Origin of the sequence: Mesorhizobium koreense, from assembly GCF_031656215.1 — a bacterium.
GTDB classification, from domain to species: domain Bacteria; phylum Pseudomonadota; class Alphaproteobacteria; order Rhizobiales; family Rhizobiaceae; genus Mesorhizobium_L; species Mesorhizobium_L koreense.
Map to the genome: position 1 here is coordinate 3,274,256 of NZ_CP134228.1, position 24,264 is coordinate 3,298,519.

Annotated in this window: 20 protein-coding genes; 6 read left to right on the plus strand and 14 right to left on the minus strand. The window is 64.0% G+C overall.

All coding sequences use genetic code 11. The features are described from left to right. Window positions 1-22: 22 nt before the first annotated feature. Window positions 23-352, minus strand: a complete 330-nt coding sequence (locus RBH77_RS15595; RefSeq protein WP_311028504.1) for a hypothetical protein — start codon at window positions 350-352, stop codon at window positions 23-25. 211 nt (window positions 353-563) lie between these two features. Here RBH77_RS15595 and RBH77_RS15600 point away from each other — a divergent pair, with 211 nt between their 5' ends. Together RBH77_RS15600 and RBH77_RS15605 are read left to right on the plus strand one after the other, a co-directional pair. After that, on the plus strand, window positions 564-1,565 hold the full coding sequence (locus RBH77_RS15600) for an LLM class flavin-dependent oxidoreductase (RefSeq protein WP_311028505.1): 1,002 nt from the start codon (window positions 564-566) through the stop codon (window positions 1,563-1,565). 116 nt (window positions 1,566-1,681) lie between these two features. Then, window positions 1,682-2,074 carry a hypothetical protein gene (locus tag RBH77_RS15605; protein WP_311028506.1) on the plus strand — a complete coding sequence of 131 codons (393 nt, stop codon included), beginning with the start codon at window positions 1,682-1,684 and terminating at the stop codon, window positions 2,072-2,074. A gap of 18 nt (window positions 2,075-2,092) precedes the next feature. Here the strand turns inward: RBH77_RS15605 and RBH77_RS15610 are convergent, their stop codons facing one another. Together RBH77_RS15610 and RBH77_RS15615 are read right to left on the minus strand one after the other, a co-directional pair. After that, the gene (locus RBH77_RS15610) at window positions 2,093-2,920 is read right to left on the minus strand and encodes an amidohydrolase family protein (protein WP_311028507.1); all 828 of its coding nucleotides are present in this window, start codon (window positions 2,918-2,920) and stop codon (window positions 2,093-2,095) included. Window positions 2,921-3,117: 197 nt separating this feature from the next. Continuing rightward, window positions 3,118-4,143: an aldo/keto reductase gene (locus RBH77_RS15615; protein ID WP_311028508.1), complete on the minus strand. Its 1,026-nt coding sequence runs from the start codon at window positions 4,141-4,143 to the stop codon at window positions 3,118-3,120. Window positions 4,144-4,305: 162 nt separating this feature from the next. Here RBH77_RS15615 and RBH77_RS15620 point away from each other — a divergent pair, with 162 nt between their 5' ends. Both RBH77_RS15620 and RBH77_RS15625 read left to right on the plus strand, forming a co-directional pair. Next, window positions 4,306-5,838, plus strand: a complete 1,533-nt coding sequence (locus tag RBH77_RS15620) for a UxaA family hydrolase (RefSeq protein WP_311028509.1) — start codon at window positions 4,306-4,308, stop codon at window positions 5,836-5,838. 6 nt (window positions 5,839-5,844) lie between these two features. Continuing rightward, window positions 5,845-6,648 carry a creatininase family protein gene (locus tag RBH77_RS15625; RefSeq protein WP_311028510.1) on the plus strand — a complete coding sequence of 268 codons (804 nt, stop codon included), beginning with the start codon at window positions 5,845-5,847 and terminating at the stop codon, window positions 6,646-6,648. Between the two features lie 40 nt (window positions 6,649-6,688). On the opposite strand, the gene RBH77_RS15630 is transcribed toward RBH77_RS15625, so the two are convergent. The 6 genes from RBH77_RS15630 to RBH77_RS15655 form a co-directional block, all read right to left on the minus strand. Continuing rightward, a complete protein-coding gene (locus RBH77_RS15630; RefSeq protein ID WP_311028511.1) occupies window positions 6,689-7,480 on the minus strand; it encodes a class I SAM-dependent methyltransferase in 792 nt (263 codons plus the stop codon). 49 nt (window positions 7,481-7,529) lie between these two features. After that, window positions 7,530-8,018: a MaoC family dehydratase gene (locus RBH77_RS15635; RefSeq protein WP_311028512.1), complete on the minus strand. Its 489-nt coding sequence runs from the start codon at window positions 8,016-8,018 to the stop codon at window positions 7,530-7,532. Continuing rightward, window positions 8,015-9,712, minus strand: coding sequence for a long-chain-fatty-acid--CoA ligase (locus RBH77_RS15640; protein WP_311028513.1), 1,698 nt, complete (start codon window positions 9,710-9,712; stop codon window positions 8,015-8,017). Before RBH77_RS15640 ends, RBH77_RS15635 begins: the two co-directional genes overlap by 4 nt. 97 nt (window positions 9,713-9,809) lie before the next feature. Next, window positions 9,810-10,838 carry an NAD(P)/FAD-dependent oxidoreductase gene (locus RBH77_RS15645; RefSeq protein WP_311028514.1) on the minus strand — a complete coding sequence of 343 codons (1,029 nt, stop codon included), beginning with the start codon at window positions 10,836-10,838 and terminating at the stop codon, window positions 9,810-9,812. A gap of 114 nt (window positions 10,839-10,952) precedes the next feature. Continuing rightward, window positions 10,953-11,273: a 2Fe-2S iron-sulfur cluster-binding protein gene (locus RBH77_RS15650; RefSeq protein ID WP_311028515.1), complete on the minus strand. Its 321-nt coding sequence runs from the start codon at window positions 11,271-11,273 to the stop codon at window positions 10,953-10,955. A gap of 183 nt (window positions 11,274-11,456) precedes the next feature. Further along, window positions 11,457-11,831 carry an Hpt domain-containing protein gene (locus RBH77_RS15655; RefSeq protein WP_311028516.1) on the minus strand — a complete coding sequence of 125 codons (375 nt, stop codon included), beginning with the start codon at window positions 11,829-11,831 and terminating at the stop codon, window positions 11,457-11,459. Window positions 11,832-12,135: 304 nt separating this feature from the next. On the opposite strand from RBH77_RS15655, the gene RBH77_RS15660 reads away from it, so the two are divergent. Then, the gene (locus tag RBH77_RS15660; RefSeq protein ID WP_311028518.1) at window positions 12,136-17,235 is read left to right on the plus strand and encodes an apolipoprotein A-IV repeat region-like domain-containing protein; all 5,100 of its coding nucleotides are present in this window, start codon (window positions 12,136-12,138) and stop codon (window positions 17,233-17,235) included. Window positions 17,236-17,549: 314 nt separating this feature from the next. Here the strand turns inward: RBH77_RS15660 and RBH77_RS15665 are convergent, their stop codons facing one another. From RBH77_RS15665 to RBH77_RS15680, 4 genes are all read right to left on the minus strand, one after another. Then, window positions 17,550-18,143, minus strand: a complete 594-nt coding sequence (locus tag RBH77_RS15665; protein WP_311028519.1) for an ABC-type transport auxiliary lipoprotein family protein — start codon at window positions 18,141-18,143, stop codon at window positions 17,550-17,552. A gap of 77 nt (window positions 18,144-18,220) precedes the next feature. Then, entirely contained in the window at window positions 18,221-19,612 is a 1,392-nt protein-coding gene (locus RBH77_RS15670) for an MlaD family protein (RefSeq protein WP_311028520.1), read from the minus strand. Window positions 19,613-19,615: 3 nt separating this feature from the next. Beyond that, the gene (locus RBH77_RS15675; protein WP_311028521.1) at window positions 19,616-20,479 is read right to left on the minus strand and encodes an ABC transporter ATP-binding protein; all 864 of its coding nucleotides are present in this window, start codon (window positions 20,477-20,479) and stop codon (window positions 19,616-19,618) included. Window positions 20,480-20,490: 11 nt separating this feature from the next. Next, window positions 20,491-21,678 carry an ABC transporter permease gene (locus RBH77_RS15680; protein WP_311028522.1) on the minus strand — a complete coding sequence of 396 codons (1,188 nt, stop codon included), beginning with the start codon at window positions 21,676-21,678 and terminating at the stop codon, window positions 20,491-20,493. Window positions 21,679-21,885: 207 nt separating this feature from the next. Between RBH77_RS15680 and dgcA the strand changes: the two genes are divergently transcribed. Next, window positions 21,886-22,869, plus strand: coding sequence for an N-acetyl-D-Glu racemase DgcA (dgcA, locus tag RBH77_RS15685; RefSeq protein WP_311028523.1), 984 nt, complete (start codon window positions 21,886-21,888; stop codon window positions 22,867-22,869). Here the strand turns inward: dgcA and RBH77_RS15690 are convergent. Continuing rightward, a complete protein-coding gene (locus tag RBH77_RS15690; protein WP_311028524.1) occupies window positions 22,807-23,994 on the minus strand; it encodes an MFS transporter in 1,188 nt (395 codons plus the stop codon). The genes dgcA and RBH77_RS15690 overlap by 63 nt on opposite strands. Window positions 23,995-24,264 lie beyond the last annotated feature (270 nt).

Sequence of the window (24,264 nt, forward strand, 5' to 3'; positions counted from 1 at the left end):
GCCGCTTGGCGCCGTCCGGCGCTCATACCTGTTCGTCAAGGCGAAGGGGCTTGCCGCCCTCCTCGTTCGCCGCCTGCGCATGATGCAGGCGATCGGTCGTGACCAGGCAAAGGTTCTGCCACATGCCGCGAATGGCCTCGGCCTTCGCCGCCGACGAACGATCCACCCCCTGTCCGTCCATCATCGAGGAGATACGATCGAAATTCGCTGCGCACCGTCGCACGGAAGCGTCGATCTCCGACACCTGCTCCGGCGTCAGGCTTGCCCCGGCCAGCGCCACCAGCACATTCTGCGACATCTGCCTTACAAGGCTCGCCTGCTTGGCGAGCGTCTCATTCCAGTCGACTACCATTCCAGGCACCCCGCTGCGCCCGCATCGGTTGTGCTATTTGCCGGGCTTGCAAGGAAATGGCCCTGCAATCGAAGCGCCAGCGCCTCCTCGATACAAACTCCTGAATATCCGACTTATTTGTGACCTGGACCATTCCGGTCTCCCAATCTGCCGCAATCGCTCTCGTAAGCGACATGATTGCAGTCCCCGCACCTGTCCCTATATTCGCGCGATGATACCGATCTCCGTCCTCGACCTTTCGCCCGTCCCGCAAGGCTCTGATGCCGCGCAATCGCTGAAAAACACGCTCGATCTCGCGCGGCATGCCGAACGGTTGGGCTACCGGCGTTATTGGCTCGCCGAGCACCACAACATGCCGGGCATCGCAAGTGCTGCGACTTCGGTCGTCATCGGCCATGTCGCGGCTGGAACCTCGACCATCCGGGTAGGCGCAGGCGGCATCATGCTGCCCAACCATTCACCGCTGATGGTGGCTGAAGCGTTCGGCACGCTGGCATCGCTCTTTCCAGGCCGCATCGATCTCGGCCTCGGCCGTGCGCCGGGCACCGATCCGCTGACGGCTCGGGCGCTGCGCCGTAACCTCCATTCCGACGTCGACGCCTTCCCGCAGGACGTGGTCGAACTGATGGGCTATTTCCAGCCCGTTGAAGAGGGACAGCGGGTACGCGCCGTGCCGGGCGCGGGCCTCGACGTTCCGATCTGGATCCTAGGCTCCAGCCTGTTCGGCGCTCAGCTTGCCGCCATGCTCGGCCTGCCCTACGCCTTCGCCTCGCACTTTGCGCCGGCGGAGATGGAACGCGCCGCGGCAATCTACCGGGAACGCTTCCAGCCGTCCGAACAGCTTCAGAAGCCGCATGTCATGCTCGGCCTCAACGTCTTCGCCGCCGGGACCGACGAGGAGGCGCGCCTGCTTTTCACCTCACAGCAGCAGGCCTTCGTCAACCTGCGAAGCGGCCGCCCCGGCCAGCTTCCGCCCCCGGTCGCCGGCTATTACGAAACGCTTGAGCCAATGGCGAAAGCCATGATCGACCAGGCGCTTTCCTGCACGGTCGTCGGCTCGCCGGAAGCGGTAAGGCGCGGCATGGAAAACTTCGCCAGGGCGACCGGCGCTGACGAGATCATGGTCACCGGCCAGATATTCGAGCACAGCGCGCGCGTCCGCTCCTTCGAAATCGCGGCGGAGGCGATGCGGGAACTCGCCGGCGCTGCCTGACAGCCACATCTGTTTGCTTTGCACATCCCGCAATTGTACGGCATGTTGCGTTCCCGGCGCGAAGCGCCACAGATTCGCGCAGGAGCCGTTCGATGCGAGGAGCAAAGCCGCCGATAATGCCGGGTACAGGCAGGATCGTCATGCTCGCCGTCTCCGCGGCGGCGCTCGTTTCACTCACGGCCTGCGCCGACATGGTGGGCAACACGAACCGGGAGGTCGTCAGTTCGACCCAGTTCGACAATATTCCGTGCAAGGAACTGATATCCCAGCGCAACACGCTGGTGGCCCGCTACGGTTCGCCGGACGCCCTGCCCGAAGGGAAAAAGCCCGGCGAAAGGCCCTATCTGAAGCACGAGCCGCTCGGCGCATTTCTGGCGCCCGATTTCCGCAGCAAGGACCAGCTTGAGGCGCGCAAGGCGCTCGGGCGTATCGACGCCATGAACCATTCGCTCCAGCGGCGTCAGTGCGAGGGAGCACCCAAAGGTCGGAAAAAGCCGGGTTTGGGCTGACCGCCGGCGCGCTGCCGTTCACTCGATGCGGTAAAATTCCGCCGCCGTTCCGCCAAACACCTTGTCGAATGCCGGTCCCTTGCCGACGATGGCTTCGGCCGCTTTGCGCCAGCCCTCATAGGTACCCGCCATTTCCAGCACCGGCCAGTCCGATCCCCACATGACGCGCCCCGGCCCGAATACGGCAAGCACGTGCTCGGCATAGGGGCGCAGCGTCTCGATCGTCCAGCCGGGCGCGGCTTCTGTTGCGAGGCCGGAAAGCTTGCAGAACACCGGCGTCTGCCGTGCGATCCTCTCCATACCGGCCGCCCAGTCGTCGAACCGCCCTTCGCGGATGACGGGCTTCATGCAGTGGTCGACCACCGTGCGCATTGAAGGGTAGCGATCGAAGAGCCGCAGGAAATTGTCGAGATGGATCGGATAGCCGAGCACGTCGAAGGTCAGGTCGAGGTCGATCAGCGCCCGGTAGCCCCATTGCACGTCCGGCCGATGCATCCAGTCGGGGTCAGCAATGTCCTGGATCATCGGCCTGACGCCTGAAAATTTCGGATGCTTCGCCAACCGCTCCAGGTGCCTGCTGTCCTCGGGCTTCTCGAAATCGACCCAACCGACCACCTTGCCGACGAAATCCGTCGCATCGGCGAGGCCCAGCATATATTCCGTCTCTTCGACACTCGGCGCGGCTTGGACAAGCACAGTGCGGTCGATACCGAAGCGCTTCAGATGCGGCTCAAGCACAGGCGGCAGAATGGTGCGCAGGATCGGCGCGTCCGGCGGCAGCGATGCCATCCAGCCATAGTCGCCACGCGCCGTGTTCCAGAAATGCTGGTGGGCATCGATGCGCATCGCTGATTTCTCCTCGGATCATTTCCGGTGCGTCCCGATACCCCCACCCCTGTCCCCTCCCCACAAGGGGGAGGGAGACGCTTTCATCACCGTTTCCGCCAAACCGGCGGACTGGCCGGCACAAGGTCTCCCTCCCCCTTGTGGGGAGGGGCTAGGGGTGGGGATACAAGACTCTCCACATGCACAGTGATTTTCAGCTATGCCGGCACCGGCGCGGCGGCGCGCATGAGGCCGGCGGCCTTTAGGTCGGCCCAGAGCGCGGCGGGGATGGCCGCGGCCAGCGTTTCCATATTGAGCGCCACCTCGCTGGCACGCGCGGCACCGGGGATGACACAGGCGACGACCGGATGAACGAGCGGGAAGCGCAACGCCGCCTGCACCAGCTTGACGCCGTGCTTCTTGCAGACCGCCTCGATCTTTGTCACCCGGTCGAGGATTTCCGGCGGGGCGGGATCGTAGTTGAAGAAAGCGCCCGGTTTCGGCCCGGTGGCAAGGATGCCGGAATTGTAGGCTCCGCCGATGACGACGCCGATGCCGCGCTTCTGGAGCAGTGGCAGGCAGGTCTCGAGCGATTCCTGTTCGAGCAACGTGTAGCGGCCGGCAAGCAGGAATAGGTCGAAATCGCCCTGCTCCGCCAGCTTCTGGCAGGCCTGCCACTCATTGATGCCGGCGCCGATCGCCTTGACCGAGCCTTCCTCGCGCAATTTCAGGAGCGCCTTGTAGCCGCCGGCCATGAATTCAGCGACGCGCCGGTCGGCCGCCTCCTGACTACCATGCGTGTAGACGTCGAGATCGTGGCCGTAGAGGATATCTATGCGGTCGATGCCGAGCCGTTCCAGCGAATCCTCGACCGAGCGCATGATGCCGTCATAGGAATAGTCGAATATCTCGCGGCGGGTCGGCGTATCGAAGAATTTGCCGATGCCAGCCCGCTCTTCCGGCTTGCAGAGGCCGAGCCGGCGGCCGACTTTGGTGGAAAGCACGTAGGAATCGCGAGGCTTCCCGCGCAGGAAATGGTTGATGCGCGTCTCGGCAAGGCCGAGACCGTAAAAGGGCGCGGTGTCGAAATAGCGGATGCCGGCGTCCCAGGCCGCATTCATCGTCGCCTGCGCCTCTTCTTCCGTATAGGCGCGATAAAGATTGCCGATCGAGGCGGAGCCGAAGCCGAGTTCGGTGAAAGTGATATCGTTGCCCGAAGGCGTCCTAAACGTTTTGTTCTTCATGTGGATTCTCGGTTCCTTTCCTCGTGCCCGCTCGACGCGTCGCGTCGAAACAGGCTACATTTTCAGTGAAAGACTATCTACATCTCTTTCGAAAGGCTACTTGTTAGCCGCGCGTCAAACCCCGCGCTTCGTTGAAAACACCCGACCGACCGGACGCCCGTCATGACCGTTACCGCAGAACTCCCCAAAACGCTTCGTCTCTCCAGCGAGGACAACGTGATCGTCGCGGCGAGCCGCATCGAACCCGGCGCGGATGTCGGCAGCGGGGTCGTCACCAAGGCGCGCATTCCTTTCGGCCACAAGATCGCGATTACGCGCATCGCCGAAGGCGCGCCGATCCGCAAATTCGGCCAGATCATCGGCTTCGCCAAGACGACGATAGAACCCGGCGACTGGGTTCATGAGCACAATGTCTACATGCACGATTTCGAGCGCGATTACCGCTTCGCCGAGGAGGCGCGGCCGGAAGCGGTCCTCCCCGTTTCCGAGCAGGCGACCTTCCAGGGCTATCTCAGGGGAAACGGCCGCGCCGGCACCCGCAACTATATCGGCATCCTGACCAGCGTGAATTGCTCGACCACCGTGGCCGGCTTCATCGCCAAGGAGATCGAGCGCTCGGGTATCCTGGACGATTATCCCAACATCGACGGCATCGTGGCGCTGAAGCAGGCCAATGGCTGCGTTATCGACTATCGCGGCGTTATCTTCGACACGCTGAAGAAGACGACATGGGGCTATGCCACCAACCCGAATATGGGCGGCGTGGTCATGGTCGGCCTCGGCTGCGAGGGCTTCCAGATCCCACGCTTCAAGGAAGCCTATGGCGTGACCGAAAGCGACACCTTCCGCACGATGACCATCCAGGAGGTCGGCGGCACCAGGAAGACGGTCGAGCGTGGCGTCGAGTTCGTCAAGGAGATGCTGCCGACCGTCAACGCCGTCCATCGCGAGCCCCTGCCCGCTTCGCTCCTGACGCTGGCGCTCCAATGCGGCGGCTCGGACGGCTATTCGGGCATCACCGCCAACCCGGCGCTCGGTATCGCAGCCGACATTCTGGTGAAGAACGGCGGCACGGCGATCCTTTCGGAAACGCCGGAAATCTATGGCGCCGAACATCTTTTGACGCGCCGGGCGAAAAACCGCGAGGTCGGCGAGAAGCTGGTCGAGATCATCCACTGGTGGGAGGATTATACCGCCCGCAACCAGATGGAGATGAACAACAACCCCTCCCCCGGCAACAAGCTCGGCGGGCTGACCACGATCCTGGAGAAGTCGCTCGGCGCGGCGGCGAAGGGCGGCTCGACCACGCTCAACGCTGTCTATCACTATGCCGACCAGGTGAACGAAAAAGGCTTCGTCTTCATGGATACGCCGGGCTACGACCCGGTCTCGGCAACCGGTCAGGTGGCCGGCGGCGCCAATATCCTCTGCTTCACCACGGGCCGAGGCTCCGCCTACGGCAACAAGCCGACGCCGTCGATCAAGCTCGCCACCAACACGCCCATGTACGAGCGCATGAAGGACGACATGGACATCAATTGCGGCGACATCCTCGACGGCGTCACACTGGCGGAGAAGGGCCACGAGATATTCGACGAGATACTGGCCGTCGCGTCGGGCAAGCGCACCAAGTCGGAAGAACTCGGCTACGGCGACAACGAGTTCGTGCCCTGGCAGATCGGCGCGACGATGTAGGCCCGCATGACCGACAGCAAGCGCCGGGTCTGGTGGGGGGATTTCCGGGCCCCGGAATTCACGGACATCGATGCCGAGGCAGTGATCGCGGTAGTACCGGTCGCCGCGATCGAGCAGCACGGCCCGCATCTGCCGGTCTCTACCGATACGGCGATCATGGAAGGCATGCTCGCCGAGACGATCGCGCAGTTGCCTGTCGAACTCGATGTCCGCATCCTGCCGATCCAGGCGGTCGGCAAATCGAACGAGCACATCTTCGAACCCGGCACGCTGACGCTTTCACCCACGGTACTGATCGAGGCATGGACGGAGCTCGGAGCTTCGATCGCGCGCGCGGGCATCCGCAAGATCGTCTTCGTCAATTCGCATGGCGGCAACGAGGAGGTGATGGGCATTGTCACCCGCGAGCTTCGCGTGCGGCACGCCATGATGGCGGTGAAGACGAGTTGGGAGCGCTTCGGCCGGCCGGAGGGTCTGTTTTCGGCCTGGGAGGAACGCTACGGAATCCATGGCGGCGACGTAGAAACGTCATTGATGCTGCATTTCCGGCCGGAAATGGTCGATATGTCGAAGGCGGAGAATTTTCCTTCCCGCGTTTTAGAGGCGGAACAGGAATTCGATCTACTGCGCCAAACCGGCAAGCACGCCTTCGCCTGGGTCGCAGCCGACCTCAACCCGCATGGCGTAGTCGGGAACGCGGCGGCTGCGACCGCCGAAAAGGGCCGCGCTACGGCGAAATTCCAGGCAGAAGGATTTGTCCGCCTGCTTCAGGACATAAGGAAAGCGAGGCTCAGGGACTGGCTATCCTGAGCGTTGCAGCGATCCGCCAAACCGCAAGAATGCCGGCTCCTCAGTCCGCGATGGGCACGCGGCCCTTTATCGCGTTGGCGCGCGCTTCATAGCTTATCCGGCCAGCCGCATCCGCCGGCAGGCGCGCGCGCACGCGCTCCCTCAGGCGCCCCACCTCATCGGCAGGCAGCGACGCAAGCAGCGACCGGCTTGTCCCGATGCTGGTCGTGATCGACCAGAACTGGTCGAAATCGTCGAACGTACGGCTTACCGTGATTTCCGTGGTCTTCACGTCGTCCAGACCGGCGTCGACCCATGCCTGCCGGAGCGCATCCATTCGCGAGACGCCGACGCTTGGCGGTCGAACCGGATTGAGACCGGCAGCGCGCAGTTCGGCTTGTATCGGTTCCATCGGAAAGCCTCCGCCGAGCATGTCCCACAGATAGGCCGAAACGGAGCCGCCGGGCCGTACCACGCGGACCATCTCGGCCACACCGCGCGCCGGCTCGGGCACAAAGAACAACACAAGCGCCATCACAGCGGCGTCGAAGCTGTTGTCTTCGAAGGGCAATTCCATGGCATCGCCCTTGTGGAATTCGACCTTTGCGGACGTGATCCGTCGCCGTGCATAGGCCAATTGTCCATCCGACGGGTCGATGGCCTGTATGTCGGCAGGGGCGCAGCGCTCCATAACAAGCTCGGTGAATGCGCCATTGCCGCAACCCACGTCAGCCCAGCGCCAATCCGGAGGCGGCGCGAGCCAGTCGAGGAAGGCGGTGCCAACCAGCTGGCTCCAGACGCCCATCATCCGCTCATAGGCGGATCCATCGTCAAAACGAATCTGATCGGTCACAACCAGCCCTCCTGTCCGGGCCAAAAATTCTTTCCCCGAGAGCCCTGGATCAACCCGCGACCAACATCGAAAGCGTCTCGGCGATCAACGCCGGCCGGTCGCCGCCTTCGATGTCGATCGTCTGGCGCTGCTTCATGAGATATTGGCCGGGCGCCTTGCGCTCGAAGGAGATGAGGTGCGAATGCAGCCTGACCCGTGACCCGACCTTGACCGGCGTCAGGAAACGTACCTTGTCGAGGCCGTAATTGATGGAGGCCGCCACGCCTTCGGGTGCCGCGCCGATCTCGTAGGCCATCACCGGGATGAGCGAGAGTGTCAGGTAGCCATGTGCCACCGGCGCACCGAACGGGCTTTCGCGGCGAGCGCGGTCGACATCGATATGGATCCATTGCCGGTCGCCGGTGCATTCGGCAAAAAGATCGATCATGGTCTGGTCGACCTCGATCCAGTTCGATACGCCAAGATCGGAGCCGACCAGCGCCGCCATGTCCGCGAAGCCGCGGCCAGGCGTGAAGCGCATTTCGCCGCTGCCGTTCATGCCCGCTGCCCCATTGCCCTCAGCGCCTCTTCGCGCAGATCCTTCCTCAGCACCTTGCCGACGTTGGTGTGCGGGAGGCTGTCGCGGAACTCGATATGTCTTGGCCGCTTGTAGCCGGTCAAATTCGCCTTGCAATATTGGACGATGTCCTCGCTGGTGAGCTTTGGGTCGCGGCGCACCACGAACAGCATCACCGCCTCGCCGGAATGCCCATCCGGCACGCCGATCACAGCCGCTTCCATCACCCCCGGATGCGCGGCAACGACCGCCTCGATCTCGTTCGGATAGACGTTGAAGCCGGAGACGACGATCATGTCCTTCTTGCGGTCGATCAGGCGGATATAACCGCGCTCGTCCATGGTGCCGATATCGCCCGACTTGAAATAACCATCCGCCGTCATGGCCTTGGCGGTCTCGTCCGGCCTTTGCCAGTATCCCGCCATCACCTGCGGCCCCTTGATGGCGATCTCTCCGGGTTCGCCGAGCGGCACGTCGTTTCCGCCATCGTCGATGATACGGATATCGACGTTCGGCAGCGGCAGCCCGATGGTTCCGGTATAGGCGATCGAATCGGTCGGGTTGCAGGTGACGCCGGACGATGTCTCGGAAAGGCCGTAGCCTTCCACGATCGGGCAGCCGGTGACGGCGAGCCATTTACTGGCCACGGCCTCCTGCACCGCCATGCCGCCGCCATTGGCGATGCGAAGCTGCGAGAAGTCGATCTTTTTGAAATCCGGATTGTCGGCAAGCGCGTTGAAAAGCGTGTTGACGCCGGGGATGGCATGGAACCGGTATTTCGCCATCTCCTTCACGGTCGCCGGAATGTCGCGCGGGTTCGGGATCAGCACGTTGAGCCCCCCGGCGCGCAGTGCCAACAACGCGCAGCTTATGAAGGCGAAGACATGATAGAGCGGCAGCGCGCAGATGAAGGTGAGTTGGCCCGAGATCGGCCGGCGTTCCAGCGCAGGCATCATCCAGGCTTCCGACGCGAGCAGATTGGCAATGATCGTGCGATGGAGCAGCACCGCGCCCTTGGAAACGCCGGTCGTGCCGCCCGTATATTGCAGCACGGCCACGTCGTCCGGACGGATTTCCGGCTTCTTCAAGGCTTTGCCGGTCCTCCTGGCGACCGCTACGCTGAAGCGGACGGCGTTCGGAAGCGAGAAAGCAGGCACGACTTTCTTCACCCTGCGCAGGACGAAATTGACGACCGCGCCCTTGGGAAAGCCAAGAAGATCGCCGACACTGGCGAGCACCACGTGCTTGACCGGCGTCTCGCGGATGATCTTTTCCAGCGTATGGGCGAAATTCTCCAGGATAATGATGGCGCTTGCGCCGGAATCCTTGAGTTGGTGTGCAAGCTCGCGGGCGGTGTAGAGCGGGTTGACGTTGACCACGATGAAACCGGCCCTGAGCACGGCCGCCACAGCGACCGGGTATTGCAGGACGTTCGGCATCATGATCGCGACCCGGTCGTTCCGCTTCAGCCCGAGACCCTGCAAGTAGGCGGCGAAGGCTGTCGAGAGCCGGTCGATATCGCCATAGGTCAAGGCCTTATCCATCAGGACATAAGCCTTTTGATCCCTGTATTTTGCGAAACTATCCTCAAGCAGCGCGACAACGGAGCTGTATTGTTCGATGTCGACATCGGCCGGCACACCCGCCGGATAGGATTTGACCCAGATGCGATCCACGCCTTTCGCCCTGCTCCGTCACCCGCGCTACACGGCTGGCTTCACCGATTCCCTACAATGCCATGAACCGGCGGCAAAGCAACGGCGGGCGCGGCACCTATCCCACTACGCCGAGCTTCTTCTGCAGGCTGGTGGAGGAGGTGGTGTACTGGAAGACGATGCGCTCGCCGGGGCTGATGTAGCGCTTGGCCGCCTGCGCCATCAGCGCGACCTCGTGGAAGCCGGACAGGATCAGCTTCAGCTTGCCCGGATACCAGTTGATGTCGCCGACGGCGAAAATGCCCGGTTCCGACGTCTGGAACTTCTCCGTATCCACCGGGATCAGGTTTTCATGCAGGCTCAGCCCCCAGTCGGCGATCGGGCCGAGCTTCATGGTGAGCCCGAAGAAGGGCAGCATGCGCGTGCAGGGAATTTCGACCTCTCCATGCGGTCCCTTGACGATTGCCGCCTGCAATTCGCCGTTCTCGCCCTTCAGTCCGCTCACCTGCCCGATCTCGAAGCCGATCTTCTCTTCCTCGTGCAGCGCGAACATGCGGTTGACGCTGTCGGGCGCGGCACGGAATTCCGCCCGGCGATGGACGAGAGTGAGCCGGCGCGCCAGCGGCTGAAGGTTCAGCGTCCAGTCGAGCGCGGAATCGCCGCCGCCGACGATCAGAATGTCGTGGTCGCGGAAGTCCTCCATGCGCCGTACGGAATAGAAGACGCTCGTGCCTTCATATGCCTCGATGCCAGGAATCGGCGGACGCTTCGGCTGGAACGAACCGCCACCGGCCGCAATCACGATCGCCTTGGCCTCGAAGACCTCGCCCTCATCCGTAGTCACGCGGAACGTACCGTCCTCGAGCCTTTCCAGCCCGGAAACCATGCGGTTGAAGGTGAAGGTTGGGCCGAAGGGTTCGATCTGCTCCATCAGCTTGTCGACAAGGCCCTGCGCGGTTATCGAGGGCCACGCGGGAATGTCGTAGATCGGCTTCTCGGGGTAGAGTTCGGCGCACTGGCCGCCCGATCGGTCGAGAATGTCGATCAGATGACATTTGAGGTCCAGCAGGCCCAGTTCGAAAACGGCGAACAGGCCGACCGGGCCGGCGCCGATAACGAGAATGTCTGTCCTAGTGATGTCGCTCATCTTGTCGTCCCGGCCGCGTGGCCCTGCAAAATCTGGCTTGGTTCGGATTTGCGCTCGCCCGACGCCCGATGCTGTTCCGGAACCGGCATGGGATACGGGAAATCCGCCTGCGGCCTATCCCTGCCGCTCGGGAACACGCACGATCAGCCCGTCGAGCTCGTCGCGCACCTTTATCTGGCAGGAAAGGCGCGAATTCGGCCGTACGTCATAGGCGAAGTCGAGCATGTCCTCTTCCATCGGCTCCGGTTCGCCGACCTCACCGGTCCACGCGTCATCCACATAGACATGGCAGGTGGCGCAGGCACAGGCCCCACCGCATTCCGCCTCGATACCGGGAACGCCGTTCCTGATGGCGTTCTCCATCACCGTCGAGCCGTTCTCGGCATCGAGGTCGAACGGCGTGCCGTCAAAGGCGATGATGGTGATCTTGGTCATGAAGTGTTCCGAAGAGCGATCTGGGGGCGCCGGCCGTAACGGCCGAAAAATCTTCCAATTTCGTGTTGCCGCCGAGATAACCACTCCCTGCGGCAAGTCAACCGCCCCGGAGCGACATGCAAGGGCGACATGAAATCGCGGACCGTGCGACCGTGATCGCCCGATCTCAGAGAACGATGCGCCTCAGCGGCTGATCGCAGCGATGAATTCGCGTGCTTCGCCGACGCGTCGCGACAGCGTCTTGACGAACAGCTTCGATGCCGGGTCGCCCTCGAGCGCGGAAGCGGCCTCCGCCACCGCGAAGGCACCGACGCCAAGCGCCGAACCCTTGAGCCCGTGGGCGAGCTTGCGGCGTTCGTCCGGCGTGGCGGCCGAGATCTGTTCGCAGACCGTTCCCGCCTGCTGCATGAAGAGTGAAAGCACTTCCTCTTCGACCGTGCGGTCGCCGAGCGTCTGGCGGGCGAGATGGGCGAGGTCGATCGGCCTTGTCCGCGCCGCGCCGCATGCTTCGCCCCCCGGTTTCGCGAAAGCGACGGCTTCCGTCCCGTCCTTCGTCATCCTTTGCCCTCCGGCCCTTCTTTAGCTTTTCCACCCGCAATCGACGCTATGCGGCTTCTATGCACATCGCGTTAATGCAGATCTTAACGAGAGGTTCTCGCGACGTGGCGATTTTTCGGGGGATCACGCCCTCATTAACCCTATGTTTAAACTTTTACCCATCGCGGGAAATGCGGGTTTCCTTTAAGCCGGTGTCTCACTACGATACGCTGAGGCATCGTAGGTCAAAAATAAGCCTCATACGCGGAGGACGAGGGGTCTTTCGGGGCGGCTCCGCGTTAGAGAAAAACAGGATTCCGGCGGCATGGCGCGCAAAACCTCTACCCTCCAGAACATCGACAGCGATGTAGCTCGCGAACTCGAAGAAGCGCTGAATATAGACCTGAGCCACGGCGGTTCGGACGGCGACCTCGATATCGCCGCCTCGATGGCCGAACTGGAGGCCCAGATTTCGCGCGCCGCGGACGAGCTTGCCCGCGAGGAAAAAGCGCAGAAGGACGCGGTCGCCGCGAAGTCGAGGAAGGAAGAGAGCGCGCCGCCGGCCGAGCCAGTGCAGGTGATGGCAAGCGCTGCTCCCAAGAAGATCGACCAGCCGGCTCCCAGGGACGAGCCGCGCGCGAAGGTCGCGGCCGAATTGCGGCCCTCCAAGCCCGCGCCCGCCGCACAGTCGCAAGCCGCCCAGCCGCAGCCCGACCGCGCCGCCTCTCCCGCCGAGCGGCTGCCCGCCAATGACGATCGGCAGAAGGATTACCGTACCGTTCTGGCACAGATGAACCGGCGCGCGCCCGGCACCGTCTACTGGTTCGTCGCGCTCCTGTCGGTCGCCTGGATCGCCGGCGGGCTGATGCTGGGGCATCTGCTCTACGCGCCGAAGATCTGGCAGATCCGCTCCGTGGACCAGCTTCTCGACGCGCCCTACGCCATCGCGCTCGGCATCGGCATAATCGTGCCGATTGTGCTCTTCTGGGGCTTCGCCGTGATGATCCGTCGCGCACAGGAAATGCGCATGGTCGCCCGTTCGATGACCGAAGTGGCCTTCCGGCTCGCCGAGCCGGAGCACCTTGCCCAGGACCGCGTGATGACCGTCGGCCAGGCCGTACGCCGCGAGGTTCAGGCAATGGGCGAAGGCATCGAGCGCACGCTCGCCCGCGCCGTCGAACTGGAGACGCTGGTTCATACCGAAGTCAATGAACTGGAGCGCGCCTATTCCGATAACGAAGCGCGTATCCGCGTGCTGGTCGACGGGCTCGGCAACGAGCGCGACGCCGTCGTCAGCCATGCCGAGCGCGTGCGGGCGTCCATCGCCGGCGCGCATGAGCAGTTGCACAGTGAACTCGGCGCGGCGAGCCAGGGCATTCGCGACAATATCCTCGGCGCCTCCTCCCGACTGACGTCGACCATTTCGGAGGCCGGCGATCGGCTGATCGACCGCATCAACGATTCCAGCACGACGATCCATGAAGGGATCGTCGAGCGCATGGACACGATCGCCGACCAGATCAGCACCTCCGGTGAGGCCTTCGCCAGCCTTCTCGACACGCGTGTCGCCTCGCTCCGGCAGGGCGCGGAGGAAGCAGCGCGGTCGCTTTCCGATATCCTCGACGAACGCACCAACGGCATGGTTTCGCTGCTCGGCGGCGCGACCGACAGCCTCACCGGCGAGTTCGACGCCCGGCTCGCGGCCATCGAGCGCACGCTGTCGGAGCGCGGCCAGTCGCTCATCAGCGAGTTCGAGACGCGCGCCGAGGCGCTCGACGCCGGTACGCAGCGCCTCAACGCCGCGCTCGAGGCGCGCGCGCGGCAGATCAACGATTCGCTGGTCGAGCGGGCGCGCGAGATCGCCACCGCCTTCACCGGCGGCAAGCAGGAGATCGCCACGGCCATCGACGACGGCCGCATCGCCATCGGCAGCGAGCTTTCGCAACTGGTCAACTCGACCTCGTCCATGCTCGAAGCCCGCGTCAATGAATTCGGCGAGCGTCTGGCCGCCAGCCGCGAATCGGTATCGAGCGCGCTCCAGGCCGATCTTGCCAGGATCGAGGATTCCCGCGGTCAGATCGACCGGATCATCGCCGGCCACACGGAACTGCTCGCCAAGGGCCGCGACGGCGTGGCCGAGACGATCGCCGCCGACCTCGCCAGGATCAGCGAGATGCGTGCTGAGATCGATGCGGCGGTGGAACGCCAGATTGCCCATTTCGGCGAAGGCCGCGAACGGCTTTCGGCGGCATTGCAGGACGATCTTGCCAAGCTTACCCAATCGCGCGACGAGGTCGACAGCGTCATCGCCGGCCATGTCGGCCAGATCGCGGAAGGGCGCTCGCAGGTCCGCGAGATGCTTCAGGAAGAGCTGCAGAAGCTTGCCGGCATGCGTGGCGAGATCGAGAACGCGATCGAGACGCACGTCCTGCGACTGGCCGACAGCCGCAACGCGCTTTCGGGCACGATCGACGGCGACCTGGAACGGTTGGAACAGGCGCGCACGGCAATCGACGATGCGGTACGCGGCCATCTGGACAAGGTGACGGAGGGCCGCAGCCTTCTGTCCTCGAAGCTCGACCAGGACTTGCAGAAGCTTGCCGAAACGCGCGACAGCGTGAACGAAATCCTGGCGCAGCATGTCGAGCGCATCGCCGCTTCGCGCGACGAGATCACGGAAGCGCTCTCCGTCGATGTGGACAGGATCGAGGAAGCCTTCCGCCGCCAGACCGGCGTCATCGAAGAGCGCACGTCGAGCATGCGCAGCGCGCTCGAGACCGGCGTCGACAATGTGCGTCACGTTCTCGAGAACACGGCGGTAACCGTCGCCGGTGCTCTCCGCGAACGGGTTCTGGAAGTCACCGGTCTGCTCAACGAGGAAGCCGGCAAGGCGTTCACCGATACCGACCGGCAGATCGCCGAGCGCGCCGAAAAGACCGCAGCCGCGCTTGCCGCCCGCGCCGCCGACATCGACCGCGCGTTCAACGATGCGGACCAGCGTCTCGTCAGCCGTGTGGAAGAGACCGCCAACGCGCTTGCCGCGCGCGCCTCCGAGATCGGTTCGAGCTTCGAGGAAGCAGACCGCCGGCTTGCCGCGCGCATGGGCGAAGCGGCCGATGCGCTGCGCGCCAAATCCGACGAGATACTGGAAGCCTTCAACCAGACGGACGAGCGCCTTGCCGGTCGTGTGGAGGAGATTGCCGCGCAGCTTTCCGCCCGAGCCGAGGAGACCGCAAGGGCCCTGGTGGAGCGGACGGCGGAAATCGCCAACACGTTCGACGGCGTCGACCAGAAGCTCGTCGCTCGCGCCGAAGAGACGGCCAACGCGCTGATGCGCCGCACGACCGAAATCGCCAGCGCCTTCGACGGCGCCGACAGGAAGCTCGTCGTACGCGCCGAAGAGACCGCGACGGCTCTGCTTGCCCATGTCGCCAGCGTCACCGGAACCTTCGAGGAAGCGGACCAGCGCATCATCCAGCGCACGCACCAGACATCGGCCGAACTCAATGCGAGGGCCGAGGCGATCGAGGAAGCGCTGAACGGGATCGACCGCATGCTCTCGGCAAGCGCCGAACACCTGGCCGGCCGTCTCGGCGGGCAGATCAGCGACGCGGAAACGCGGCTGGCATCCGGCGCCGACCAGATCGGCGAGAAACTGCAGGAAAAGGTCGCGCAGGCGGAGCGCCAGCTCATCTCGCGCGCCAACGCCATCGCCGAGACGTTCTCCGCGGTCAACGAACATATCGGCCAGCGGACGAACGATGCGGCAAAGACGATCGAGGAGCGCACGCGCGAGCTCAATTCCATGCTGGCCGCGCGTTCCAGCGACATCGCCCGCATTCTCGACGACACGGCAAAGCCGCTGATCGACAGCTTTGCCGCCAGCGGCGGAGAGTTGCAGAAGAGCCTCGAGGATGCGACGCAGCGGGCGACCGAGCGCCTGCGCTCGGAAAACGTCGCGCTCGTCAACGCGCTCGCCAGCCGCACTGCCGACACGCTCGCCGCCGTGGAAGGCTCGCGCAACAGCCTTTCGGAAACCGTCAGCGACCTGATCGGCCGGCTTGCCGGCTCCAACGCCCAGCTTTCCGAACTCATCGAAAAGGCAACCGCAAACCTTTCCGGCATCGACGAGAAACTCTCCGGATCGACGCAGAGTTTCGCCGCGACGACGGAAAAGGCGGCGCAGACCTTCTCCAGCTCCGCCCGCCTGATCGACGCCAACACCGGCAAGCTCAACGAACTCTCCTCGCAGACGCTGAAGGAGATCGCGGCGATCGCGACCCGGTTCGACGAGCACGGCAGGATGCTGGCCAGCGCGTCCGACCTTCTCGGATCCGCACAGACCAACCTCGCCTCGACGCTGGACGACCGGCAGACGGCGCTGGAGGAACTGGCGGTCGGGCTGGTCAAGAAGTCGGAGGACATCGAACGCGTCATGCGGTCCTTCGAGGATCTCGTCGGCCGCGCGCTCCAGAAAGCCGAAGGCAGGACACGCGAATCTACCGAGCAGATCAGGAGCGCGATCTCCGAGGTGGTCGATTCCGCGGCGCAGCGCTTTGCCGACGCTACCGTCGAAATGAAGCGCACGGCCAGCACCATCCGGACGGAACTGGAAGAGACCCGCGCGGAGTTGAAGAAGGGCGTGCTCGACCTGCCGCAGGAAACGAAGGAATCGACCACTGCCATGCGCCGTGCCGTCTCCGAGCAGATCAACGCGCTCAAGGAACTGTCGGATATCGTTGCAAAATCCGGTCGTACCTTTGATGTTTCCGAACGGCCGGCACCTCGCCCGGTGCGCCCTGCTCCCATCCAGCCTTCCTACGAAGCACCGCGCGCCCCCTCTGCAAGCGCCGGCACCACTGCGCCCGCCTTCGTGCGCGAGCGAAACGCGCCGGCGGAACCCGCCCCTCGTCCCGCCCAGCAGGCTGAGCGCCGACCCGCCCCGCGCGAGGAGGCTCCGGCACCCTCCGGCGGTGGGTGGGTGCGCGATCTCCTGCGCGGCGCATCGCGTGAAGAACAAGCCGCAAGCCGGACGGCGGAAGCCGCCCCGCGCGGAGCCGGGCAGCCGCGCACGCCGCTGCATGTGGTGGAATCGCTCAACTCGCTTTCCGTCGATATCGCCCGCGCCATCGACCACGACGCTTCGGTCGAGCTTTGGGACCGCTACCGGCGCGGCGAGCGCAACGTCTTCACCCGTCGGCTCTACACGCTGAAGGGACAGCAGACCTTCGACGAAATCCGCCGTAAATATCAGTCAGACAGCGAATTCCGCGCAGCCGTCGACCGCTACTGCGACGATTTCGAGAAACTGCTGGACGATGTCGGCCGTGGCGATCGCGACAACATCATGGCGCAGACCTATCTCACCTCCGATACGGGCAAGGTCTACACCATGCTGGCCCACGCCGCCGGACGGCTGAACTGATCGGGAGATAAGGCGGCGGGCTTGCTCCGCCGCCCGTTCGGGATGGAATGAAAAAAGCCGCCTCTCGGGGCGGCCTTTTTTGTCGATTGCGGGATGGGGACTACCTCCACCGGGCTGGGAGCTACCCCCACTCCGTCACGCTTCGCGCGCCACCTCTCCCCCTCAAAAGGGGAGAGGAAGGAACGCTACGTTGCGGCCGGCGCTTCCTCTCCCCCGTCGAGCGGGGGAGAGGTGGCCGCGAAGCGGACGGAGTGGGGGTCGCCGTCGCATTGACCACGTTCAAAGCTATACTCCCCGCACCGACAGCCTTCCGCTCACATGACCGAGGCGGACCAGACGAGGATTTCGTTCGCCACCTGGCCAAAGGCGCGATCGAGCGCCCGGACGTAGGCGTCGTTTCCCGCGCCCGAGACCGGTGCAGTCGCGGAGAACAGCTTTTCGGCGCGGACAACGCCGTTGCGGTCATTGAGGATGCGCATGTAAAGCTCGACATCCGCCCGCTCATTGCCGTCCGCCCTTATGTCGAAGGAGCGGATATCGGCGATGACCTGGTAATCGATCGCAAGCCCCTCGCCCGGCTGGCCGACGCCTCCGAAGCGCCCGGATTTCTGGAAGGTCTCGGCGAGCCGTGCCCGAATGACCTGAGGCAGCCGATCGGCCCATTGGGCGCCCTTCAGATATTCGATCATGCCCGGCCTCGGCTCGATCACGATGTTCTGGCTGTCGAAGGCCTTTATCGCGGTCGGATTGGCGATCAGTACCTGAAGCCGGTGCGCGCGCTTGCCCGGCGCCGCCTTCGGCGCGGAAAGGTCATAGGTATCGAGCGGGCGCGAGCCACCGCCGAGAAGCGCGCATCCCGGAAGGAACAGGACCAGCGCCGTCGCTGCCAGACAGGTTTTCAATCTCATCCGATCTCCGCCACCGGCCGCGATGCGGTGGTCCCTCTTGCCGCAACTTTCGGTTTTGCGGGGCACCCTCCCCGAAGTCAACGGCGTGCCCGCCCGTTATAACGCGGAACCGTGCCGCTATCGCCGCCGGTGATGATGCGTTGCGGATTGCGGGCGAGGCTGTCCACAGCTTCGTCGATATGCGTGACGGCCCGACGCATCTCGCCCACGAGTTCATCGACATTACGCAGGCCCTGCCCGGAGAACCGCGCGACACCGGCGGTAATCGGCCCAAGCTGCGCGTTCAGCGTATCGGCCACCTGCTTGAACGATTTCAGCGTGTCGCTCGCCTGTCGCATCAGACCGTTCGCGTCGCCAGAGCCGAGCAGCTTGTCGACCTTGGCAAGCACCCCGTTCACGCGGACGGAAGCATCGTTCAGCCTCTGCGAGATATCCTTGGCGTTCCTGACGATCTCATCGACGTCGTCGGCATGATTGCCGATCTTGTCCGCTGTCTTGGCCACGGCGGAAACGGCTGCGTTGGCTGTCTGGCTGGCATGCTCGATATTGTCGATCGCCGCTTTGACCTGGCCGGGATCGACGGCGTCGATCACTTTGTCCGCCCTGGCGAGCGTGCCCTTCGCGCTATCGGAAAGCTCATGCACCGACTTCACGGTCGAATCGACACTGGCCATGATCTGGTCGAGCTGGTTCGATGCCGATTTCAACCGTTCCGTGAACGTGTCGATATTCGCCACGACGCGGGAGACCTTCTCCTGATCGACCGAATCGAGAATGCGCTTGGCCGAATCGAGCGTACCGCCGAGCTTGCCCGAGACCCCGTTCAGCGTGTCGGAAAGCTTGCCGGCGCTGGCGAGGAAACCGTCGACGCCGCTGGCGTTCTTCTTCAGCGCTTCGGAGAAAACCTCCACGTTCTGGACTGTCCGGGTCAGCGGCCCGCGCGCGTCCTTCACGAAATCCTGAAGGCCGGAGAGAACGGTATCGGCGTGCTTGAAGATATCCTGCGCACTCTCTAGCAGGTTGGTGACGGCGGACGGATTGGTCTTGATCTCCGCCACCTCGCCTGCCTTTTCCGCCTTTTCAAAAAGGTTCTCGGCGGCGACTCCCGTCGCCTCCTTGCCGGCGCCGGAAATCTCGATATTCGCCTGTCCGGTCAGGCCGGCGATGCCTACATTCGCCTCGGAAGCCGTCGTCACCGGTGTATCACGGTTCACCTGCGCATCGGCGACTGAAAATTTCAGGTTGGTCGGGTCGATATAGACGCGCTTGATATCGCCGACCTTCACACCGTTGAAGAGAACGGCGCTGCCCCGCCCGAGCCCGGCGGCGGAACCGGCGATGCGGAACCTGAGAAGCGCCGTCTCGCCGGATGACCCCATGCGGGCGGTCCAGTAGACGAAGGCGAACGCGGCCAGAATGGCAAGGACGGTGAAAATCCCGACGGCTACGTAATTGGCGCGTGTTTCCATGCGTCAGACCCTGTTTTCCGGCTGCTGCGGGGTGGGATGGCCGAGCTTCGGCCGCGTCTTGAGATCGAGTTGGCGCGCCCGCTTGCCGCGGAAATAGGATTTCACCCACGGCTCCTCGCTGGCCAGCATGTCCTCGATCGTCCCTTCGACCAGCACCTTCTTGTTGCCGAGCACGGCGATGCGATCGCAGACCGAAAACAGGCTGTCGAGGTCGTGCGTGACCATATAGACGGTCAGCCCCATCGTATCGCGCAGCTTCGCCACCAGTTCGTCGAATTCGGCCGCGCCGATCGGATCGAGGCCGGAGGTCGGCTCGTCAAGGAAGACGAGATCGGGATCGAGCGCGAGCGCGCGCGCAAGCGCCGCGCGCTTGATCATGCCGCCGGACAGTTCCGACGGGTATTTGTCTGCCGCGTCCGGCGCCAGACCGACAAGCTCGATCTTCAGCTTGGCCAGTTCGTCCATCAGCTTCTGCGGCAGATCCAGATATTCGCGCATCGGGATCTGGATGTTCTCCTTGACGGTGAGTGCCGAAAACAGCGCTCCGTGCTGGAAAAGCACCCCGATCCGCATGTCGACCTGCATGCGCTCCGCATCGTTCGCCTTGTCCAGATCAACGCCGAAAACATGGATCGTGCCGGCCTGCTTCTTGTTGAGGCCAAGGATGGTTCTCAGGAGCACCGACTTGCCGGCACCGGAAGCACCGACAAAGCCCAGTATCTCGCCGCGACGGACATCGAGCGACAGGTCCTTCAGGACCTGCGTCTTGCCGAAGGCGACATCGATGCCGCGCGCTTCGAGCACGATATCCCCGTTGCCTTCCGTCTTTTCAGTGGCGCCGCTTTCCGGCTTTTCCGCTTCGCTCATCGCCCGCCCGCTCAGAAATTGATCGCGGCGTAGAACATGGCGAAGAGGCCGTCGACGACGATGACGACGAAGATGGACTTCACGACCGACGCCGTGACCCGCTCGCCGAGCGATTCGGCACTGCCGCCGACCTTCATGCCCTCGACCGAAGCGATGATGCCGATGATCATCGCCATGAAAGGCGCCTTGATGAGACCCGCCCATATCGTGTTCAGGTCGATCGCGTCGCGCATGCGGTCGAGGAAGGCTTCGGGCGGAATGCCGGAATAGAGCCATGCCACCGCCATCGCACCGCCGATGGCCGCGAAATTGGCGGTGATCGTCAGGCAGGGCAGGACGATGACCAGCGCGACCAGGCGCGGGAACACCAGCACGCCGATCGGGTTCAGCCCGATCACGGTCAGCGCGTCCACCTCCTCGCGCATCTTCATCGAGCCGATCTCGGCCGTAATGGCGCTGCCTGAACGGCCTGCGATCATGATGGCGGTCAACAGCACGCCCATCTCGCGCAAGACGAGGATGCCGACGAGGTCGACTGTGAAAATCTCCGCACCGAAATAGCGGAGCTGGAAGGCCCCCTGTTGCGCGACAATGGCGCCGACGATGGACGACATCAGCACCACGACTGGAATGGCGCCGACGCCCATCCGGTCCATCTGGTGGACGATCGCCGCGATATTGACGCCATGGCCGCGCCCGAGCTTCATCTGCGAGCCACGGATCGTGGCGCCGAGGATGTTCATGCCCATCAGGAAATCGTCGCGGCCGGCATACACCGCACGGCCGATGGCCTCGAAGAATCCCAGAATGTCGAAACCTCGCGTTGGCGCGGGTGTCGGCTCGTTCTCGTTTGCGGCCTCGTGGACCGCCGACAACAGGGTGGAGACCGCCTCCGACGGACCGGCGATCTCTATCTCCATCCCGCGCGCGGCCGATGCGGCAAGAAAGCGCTCGACGATCCACGCGCCGGCGGTGTCCATCTTCTCGACCCCGGAAAGGTCGAGCCTGATCTTCCCGCCATCCTCCGCCGTTTCCAACTCGCGTAGCTCAGCATCGAGCTCCGCCACCGTGCGTGTCGTCCACACGCCGGAAAGCATGACCTCGCGGACGCCACCCTCCTCGGTCACGGCGACCTGCGGCCGGCTTTCCTCGCCGGCATCGGCGGCGTTACCGCTTTTCCTTGACGTGTTGCCGAACATGCAACCGGTCTTAGAGCAACCCAAGGCCAAAGGAAATCAATTCTCGGCAGGGGCAATGCGCCGCTTGTCAAAGCCCGGCAATATGTGTGGAGATGGCCACTATATCTGCCGTTTTTCAATTGATCGCAGCATCCGCGAAGGCGCTTCTCTCGCCACAATCAGTAGAATGATTCGCACGATTGCAGCCTTTCGCCCTTATGAGGTCCATTGATGCGTTCACTTGAGATTCGCTCCGAGCGTTTTCCGCTGGCGCGCGCATTCACCATCTCGCGCGGCAGCAAGACAGAAGCGGACGTGATCGTCTGCACGATCCGCGAGGGCGGCCATGCCGGTCGTGGCGAATGCGTGCCCTACGCCCGCTATGGCGAGACGATGGCTTCCGTTCACAGCGCGATCGAGAAAATAAACGGCGAGGTAGCCGGCGGCATGGATCGGCAATCGCTGCTCCGCGCCATGCCGGCAGGTGCGGCGCGCAACGCAGTCGACTGCGCGCTCTGGGACCTCGAAGCCAAGCTCTCCGGCCGGCCCGCGCATCAGGCAGCCGGTCAGCCTTCCATGCGCCCGCTGACGACCGCCGTAACGATATCGCTCGGTCTCCCGGAAGAAATGGCGGCGGAGGCGCGCGTTCACACGGACCGCCCGCTCCTGAAGGTGAAGCTCGGCGCGGAAATGGTGGCCGAGCGTCTCGGCGCGGTTGTGGAGGCAGCGCCAGGCGCGCGCCTCATCGTCGACGCCAACGAGGGCTGGTCGGAAGCGGATATCGAGGAAAACCTTGCGGCCGCCGCGCGATATGGCGCCGTATTGATCGAGCAGCCGCTGCCGGCGGGCAAGGATGCCATCCTGCGCGAGATCGCCCATCCGGTGCCCGTCTGTGCCGACGAAAGCGTCCACCTCGCCGGTGATCTACCGAAGCTGAAAGGGCTTTATGACGCCGTCAACATCAAACTCGACAAGGCCGGCGGCCTCACCGCCGCGCTGGAATTGCGCCGGCAGGCCCGCGCCCTCGGTTTCGGCGTCATGGTCGGCTGCATGGTCGGCACGTCGCTCGGCATGGCCCCTGCCCTTGTCGTGGCGCAGGACGCCGATTTCGTCGACCTGGACGGTCCGCTTCTGCTTGCTGCCGACCGATCACCCGGCCTCGTCTATAATGGTTCGGTCGTCCTGCCGCCCGCGTCCGCGCTCTGGGGCTAGCCTCACGCACGCCAGAGCGAGGAGGAGGCCGACCGCTGCGACACCTGCCATCGTCGCAAAGCTCTCCGGCCCGAAGGCGCGATAGAGCGGGCCGGCCGCCAGCGTGAGCGTTGCGAGGAGCGTGTTGTTGGCGAAATAGGCCGCACCCTGCGCCGCGCCGATCCGTTCTTCGGGAACCGTCTCGGCGAGCATCTTCTGCGTCGCCAGGAACACGGCGGAGAAGGAAAAGGCGTGTATGCCCTGAACAAGGAAAAACCCGGCAAGCCCCAGGCCGAGCGGATCGACAAAGGGAAAGAGTGTCCATCGCGCTATCGCGACGACGGAGCCGATCGCAAGAACGACAGAGGAGGGAAAACGGCCGAAAAGCCTTCGGAAGACAGTGAACATCACAACTTCCGCCATCACCGAGAAAGCCCACAGGAAGCCGATCGCCGTTCCGCCGATGCCGACCGATTCCCAGTAGATGGTACCGAACGTGTAGAGTTGCGCGTGGCTCGCCTGCGCCAGCGCGGAGGAGAGCAGGAAAAGCACGAAATAGGGATTCCGGAATACCGGCGCCGCACGCGGCAGCACCTCGACCGGATCAAGCGCCGGCCGCCGCGGCCTTCCGAGGCGTGGCGCTATGAAGCACATGAAGGCGATGCTGACGAGCGCGCCGACGAGAAGCCATGGGAAGGCCGCTACGCCCGTGCGGTTGATGATCCAGCCGCCGCATATGTTGGCGGTGAGGAAGGCCACCGATCCCCAGACGCGCATCTTCGGGTATTCGGAGCCGTAGCGGCGCACGCCGGACAGCGCCAGCGAATCGGCAAGCGGGCCCTGTGGCCCCCAGAAGAAGGAGAAGACGAGCGAAATGGCGAGAACCAGCGCATAGACCGGCGGCAGGAAATAGCCGGAGGCCGCTGCCGCCGAGCAAAGCGCGAGCAGCATCAGCACCGGCACGCGGTCCGGCGCGCGGTCGGCCAGCGCCGAGATCGTCGGCCCGGTCACGACCCGCACGAACATGGGAAGCGCCAGCAGGATGCCGATCTGTTCCGGACCGAAGCCGGACTCACGCAGCCAGAGCGGAAAATACGGCAGATAGAAGCCGTTCGGCATGAAGACCGTGACGAAGAGCAGCGACATGCGCAATTCGAAATGGCGCGGTTCACCTGCTGCGCGGGCGACAGCGGCGGCAGTTTCTGATCGTATGCCGGGGTTTGCAGCGACATCGGGAGCCTGAGCGCGCGGCCATGAACGGCCGCGGACGCTTTCGACGCAATAGCACGGTGACGCATGCTTCAAAACGGCAATTCCCTTCCGCGGGAAAACACCCTGGCATCATTCGCCGGTCCAGTTGCGTTCTGGCGCAAAAGACTCTCAAGGGTTATGCCGATTGTCAGAAAGCCGGCGATC